The following is a 3,895-nucleotide window of genomic DNA, read 5'->3' as shown; positions in this document are numbered from 1 at the left end:
GAGGTCCCATGAATCAAGACAGCCAGGCGGTAGGCACGTCCTGGGCGGCCGAGAGGAACGCGTCCTTCTCGGCCGAGAGGGCGAACAGGGTCGCGAGGAACGCCGTCACCTCGTCCAACGTGATGGCTGCGGCACGCGACACCACCAAGATGCGCACGTACAGCGACACGTACGGCATCAGCGTCCCCAAGACCGCCAAAATCACCAACCAGCGCCAGAGCGGCCGCTGCTGGTTCTTCAGCGCCATGAACGCGCTGCGCCACGACACGATGGAGTTCCTGGACGTGGACACCATCGAGTTCAGCCAGTCGTTCGGCATGTTCTACGACAAGCTCGAGAAGGCCAACTCCACGCTCGAGTACGCCATCCGGACTGCGGACCTGCCCATCGACTCGCGCGAGGTCTGCCTCGTCCTCGAGGACGGCATCGGTGACGGCGGCTACTACTCGTTCGCGATGAACCTCGTGCGCAAGTGGGGCATCGTCCCCAAGTCCGCCATGCCCGAGACCGCCTGCAGCAAGAACTCCACCCAGATGAACGACCAGCTCGGCAGGCTCGTGCGCAAGGGCGCCCTCGAGCTGAGGCGCATGCACGAGGCCGGCGCCGCGGACGACGCACTGCGCGCCCGCAAGCAGGAGATCCTGTCCGACGTGCACCGCCTGCTCGCGACGTGCCTGGGCGAGCCGCCCGTCACCTTCGACCTCGAGCTCGAGGTGGGCGAGAAGTGCAAGGCCGACCCCGCGAAGGTCTCCGCGGTCGAGCCCGAGCCCAAGTCCGACGAGGGCGAGAAGGGCGCGTCCAACGCCGCCGAGGGCGACAAGCCCAAGGCCAAGCGCATCCTGCGCGACTTCGGCATCACGCCGCTCGAGTTCGCCAAGCGCTACGTGCCCGTCGACCCGGACGACTACGTGGCCCTGGTCTCCATGCCCGGCAGGGACCGCCCCTGGGGCACGGCCTGGCACATCACGCTCACGGACTCCGTGCAGGGCGGCAGGCCCAACCGCGTGCTCAACGTGGCGCCCGAGGTGCTCGACGCGGCGGCCACGGCGAGCCTGAGGGCCGGCGTGCCCTGCGCCATGGCCTGCGACGTCATGCAGGAGTTCCCGCGCTACATCGACGACTACAACTACGTGCTCTCGCTCGACGGCCTCGACCTCGAGGGCCTCTTCGGCGTCGACCTCTCCATGGGCCGCGCCGACATGATCGACGCGCGCGAGACCTCCCTCACGCACGCCATGTGCTTCCAGGGCGTCGAGCTCGACGGCGAGGGCAGGCCAAAGGCCTGGCGCGTCGAGAACAGCTGGGGCAAGGACATGGGCAAGGACGGCTACCTCGTGATGAGCGCCGACTGGTTCCACCTCTACGGCGGCGAGGTCGACGTGCGCCGCGAGTTCGTGCCCGCCGACGTGCTGCGCCAGTGGGACGAGGCGCCCGCGACGGACATCGCCCCGTGGAGCAACGTCTGCCACGCGCTCGGCAAGAGGGACTAGGGGGAGCCATGACGAAATCCAACGCAAGCGCGGCGACCGGCCCCATCAGGAACGTGGTGTTCGACATGGGCGGCGTGCTCATGTACTTCTCGGGCATCGAGTTCGCGCGCAAGTTCACTCAGGACGAGAAGGACGCGCAGGCCTTGGATGCCGCGCTCTTCTCAAACCCCTCGTGGGCCCTGCTCGACTCCGGCACGATCGACACGGACACGATGGAGCGCATCGCGGCGGTGCGCCTGCCGGAGCGCCTGCGCCCCAACCTGCACGAGTGCATCCACGGCTGGTACAGGCACCGCCGCAACATCCCCGGCACCAACGACCTGGTGGCGCGCCTGCACGATGCGGGCTACGGCTGCTACCTGCTCTCCAACGCCGGAACCAACTTCATGGCCTTCAAGGACGACATCCCGGCCTTCGCGCACATGGACGGCTGGGTGGTCTCGGCCTTCGTGCGCCTCATGAAGCCCGACCCACGCATCTACCGCCTCCTGACTGACGAGTACGGGCTCGACCCGGCGGAGTGCCTCTTTGTGGACGACAACGCCGACAACGTGCGCGGCGCCGAGGTCGCAGGCATGCAGGGGCACCTGTTCACGACGCCCGAGGCCCTGGAGGAGGACCTCAAGGCGCGGGGGCTGAGCTTCTAGCCCAATCGGCCCCACCCGGATTCCAGACACGTGCGCCGCCGTCCCAGCCCGGGGCGGCGGCGCCTTCGTCTTTTGCGCTTCTCCCCCACGGGGTCCCGCGCTCTGCGTGCTAGAACTGCGCGAACCTGGGCTCGGCCACCTTGCAGAGGTCCTCGCCGTTGGCGAGCTCGCGCATGGCAAACACGAAGCGCTCCTCGTCCCCGGCGCGGAAGTCGCACGTGAGCTGCACGTCCTCAGCGAACACGCTATCACGCACCTTGCCCGCGCACTCCCCCACGAGCCGCTCCACGCGGCCGTACGCGGAGTAGGGAATCACGCAGGTCACGCGCGTGACCAGGGTCATGGTCACTATCTTGCCGGCCTCCCTGGCGCTTGCGAGCGCCGCCTGCGCAGCCGCCGTGTAGGCGCGCACGAGGCCGCCCGGGCCCAGCAGCGTCCCGCCAAAGTAGCGCGTCGTCACGCAGCACACGTCCGCGAGCCCCGCGCCGCGCAGCACCTCGAGCGTGGGCATGCCGGAGGTCCGCTGCGGCTCGCCGTCGTCGGAGCACCGCACGCGGCCGTCGGCCAGCACCCACGCGGGCACGTTGTGCCGCGCGTCGTGGTGGCGGGAGCGCACCTCCTGGATGAACTCCTCGGCCTCGCGCTCGCTGGTGACGTGCCTGACCTGCGCGATGAAGCGGCTGCGGCGGTCCTCGAACTCGCCCGTCGCCTCGAAGCCCGCCTCGATCGTCCTGTAGCCCGCGTCCTCCGCCATGCGTCGCACCGCCTAGTACTCGATGGCGAGGACGAGCTCGCCGGCGTCGACCCTGCCCGGCACCGCCGGGGTCACGGCCGCGAGGTCCTCCGTGTTGGTGACCACGACGACCACGTGCGAGTCGAGCCCGCTCTTGCGGATGAGCCCCGGATCGAAGCGCATGAGCGGCTGGCCGGCGCTCACGTGCTGGCCCTTGCGCACGTAGCGGCGGAACCCCTGGCCGCGCAGGCTCACGGTGTCGATCCCTATGTGCAGCAGGATGTCGGCACCGTCCTCGTCCGTCACGCCGATGGCGTGGTCGGTCCCCGTGGTCACGGACACGACGCCGTCCACGGGCGAGAAGAGCACGTCGCCCTCGGGCTCTATGGCGATGCCGGCCCCAAGGGCGCCCGAGGCGAACACGGGGTCGGGCACCTCCCCTATCGACACGGCCTGCCCGCTCACGGGCGAGAGGACCTTGCCCTTGCCGCCATCGACATCCAACGCGGCGGGAGGCTCTTCTCCCCCGCCGAACACGTGCTCAAGAAACCCCATGCAAACCCTTCGCTCAGATCGTCTGAAGCCATTGTACAGATTTGCGCCGCGCGGCGCCCGTCTGCTAGAATCGCTTGTGCGAAGTGGGCCAGACGATCGCGGGGCGCGCAAGCGCCATGAGGAAAGTCCGGGCTCCACAGGGCAGGAGGCAGGCCAACGGCCTGGCGGGGTGACCCGACGGAAAGCGCCGCAGAAAAGAAGACTCCCGCTGCTCGCGCGAGCGAGTGAGAGAAAAGCTGAAACGGTGGTGCAAGAGACCACCAGCGTCGTAGCGATACGGCGGCTTGGCAAGCCCCCTCCGGAGCAATCGCAAATAGGAGCGCCATGGTGTGGCCCGCACTGCGCTCGGGTTGCGAGCTAGAGGGCGCCGGCAACGGCGTCAGTAGATAAATGATCGTCCTCGACAGAACCCGGCTTACGGGCCCACTTCGCTTTTCTCTTAGGACTCCCAACATGTCACACGTTTCCCT

The 3,895-nt window shown here is 68.5% G+C and carries 4 protein-coding genes and 1 other RNA gene; 3 read left to right on the top strand and 2 right to left on the bottom strand.

The window, feature by feature from the left end; translation table 11 throughout:
* Nucleotides 1-8: 8 nt before the first annotated feature.
* Both ACI38Z_RS03400 and ACI38Z_RS03395 read left to right on the top strand, forming a co-directional pair.
* The gene (locus tag ACI38Z_RS03400; protein ID WP_439788780.1) at nt 9-1,490 is read left to right on the top strand and encodes an aminopeptidase C; all 1,482 of its coding nucleotides are present in this window, start codon (nt 9-11) and stop codon (nt 1,488-1,490) included.
* 8 nt (nt 1,491-1,498) lie between these two features.
* Entirely contained in the window at nt 1,499-2,137 is a 639-nt protein-coding gene (locus tag ACI38Z_RS03395) for an HAD family hydrolase (protein ID WP_439788779.1), read from the top strand.
* 109 nt (nt 2,138-2,246) lie between these two features.
* Here the strand turns inward: ACI38Z_RS03395 and ACI38Z_RS03390 are convergent, their stop codons facing one another.
* Together ACI38Z_RS03390 and ACI38Z_RS03385 are read right to left on the bottom strand one after the other, a co-directional pair.
* On the bottom strand, nt 2,247-2,891 hold the full coding sequence (locus tag ACI38Z_RS03390) for an IMPACT family protein (RefSeq protein ID WP_439788778.1): 645 nt from the start codon (nt 2,889-2,891) through the stop codon (nt 2,247-2,249).
* A gap of 12 nt (nt 2,892-2,903) precedes the next feature.
* Entirely contained in the window at nt 2,904-3,425 is a 522-nt protein-coding gene (locus tag ACI38Z_RS03385) for a PTS sugar transporter subunit IIA (protein ID WP_439788777.1), read from the bottom strand.
* A gap of 80 nt (nt 3,426-3,505) precedes the next feature.
* Between ACI38Z_RS03385 and rnpB the strand changes: the two genes are divergently transcribed.
* An RNA gene (gene rnpB / locus ACI38Z_RS03380) (RNase P RNA component class A) lies at nt 3,506-3,859 on the top strand.
* The last annotated feature ends 36 nt before the right edge of the window (nt 3,860-3,895 follow it).

Origin of the sequence: Parafannyhessea sp. (genome assembly GCF_051876455.1) — a bacterium.
Taxonomy (GTDB): Bacteria; Actinomycetota; Coriobacteriia; order Coriobacteriales; family Atopobiaceae; genus Parafannyhessea.
This window is presented reverse-complemented; position numbering and strand designations above follow the sequence as displayed.

Bases quoted from the DNA above. Each gene is read 5' to 3' on its own strand.
- ACI38Z_RS03400 (WP_439788780.1), top strand. From the start codon at position 9: ATGAATCAAGACAGCCAGGCGGTAGGCACGTCCTGGGCGGCCGAGAGG.
- ACI38Z_RS03395 (WP_439788779.1), top strand. From the start codon at position 1,499: ATGACGAAATCCAACGCAAGCGCGGCGACCGGCCCCATCAGGAACGTG.
- ACI38Z_RS03390 (WP_439788778.1), bottom strand. From the start codon at position 2,891: ATGGCGGAGGACGCGGGCTACAGGACGATCGAGGCGGGCTTCGAGGCG.
- ACI38Z_RS03385 (WP_439788777.1), bottom strand. From the start codon at position 3,425: ATGGGGTTTCTTGAGCACGTGTTCGGCGGGGGAGAAGAGCCTCCCGCC.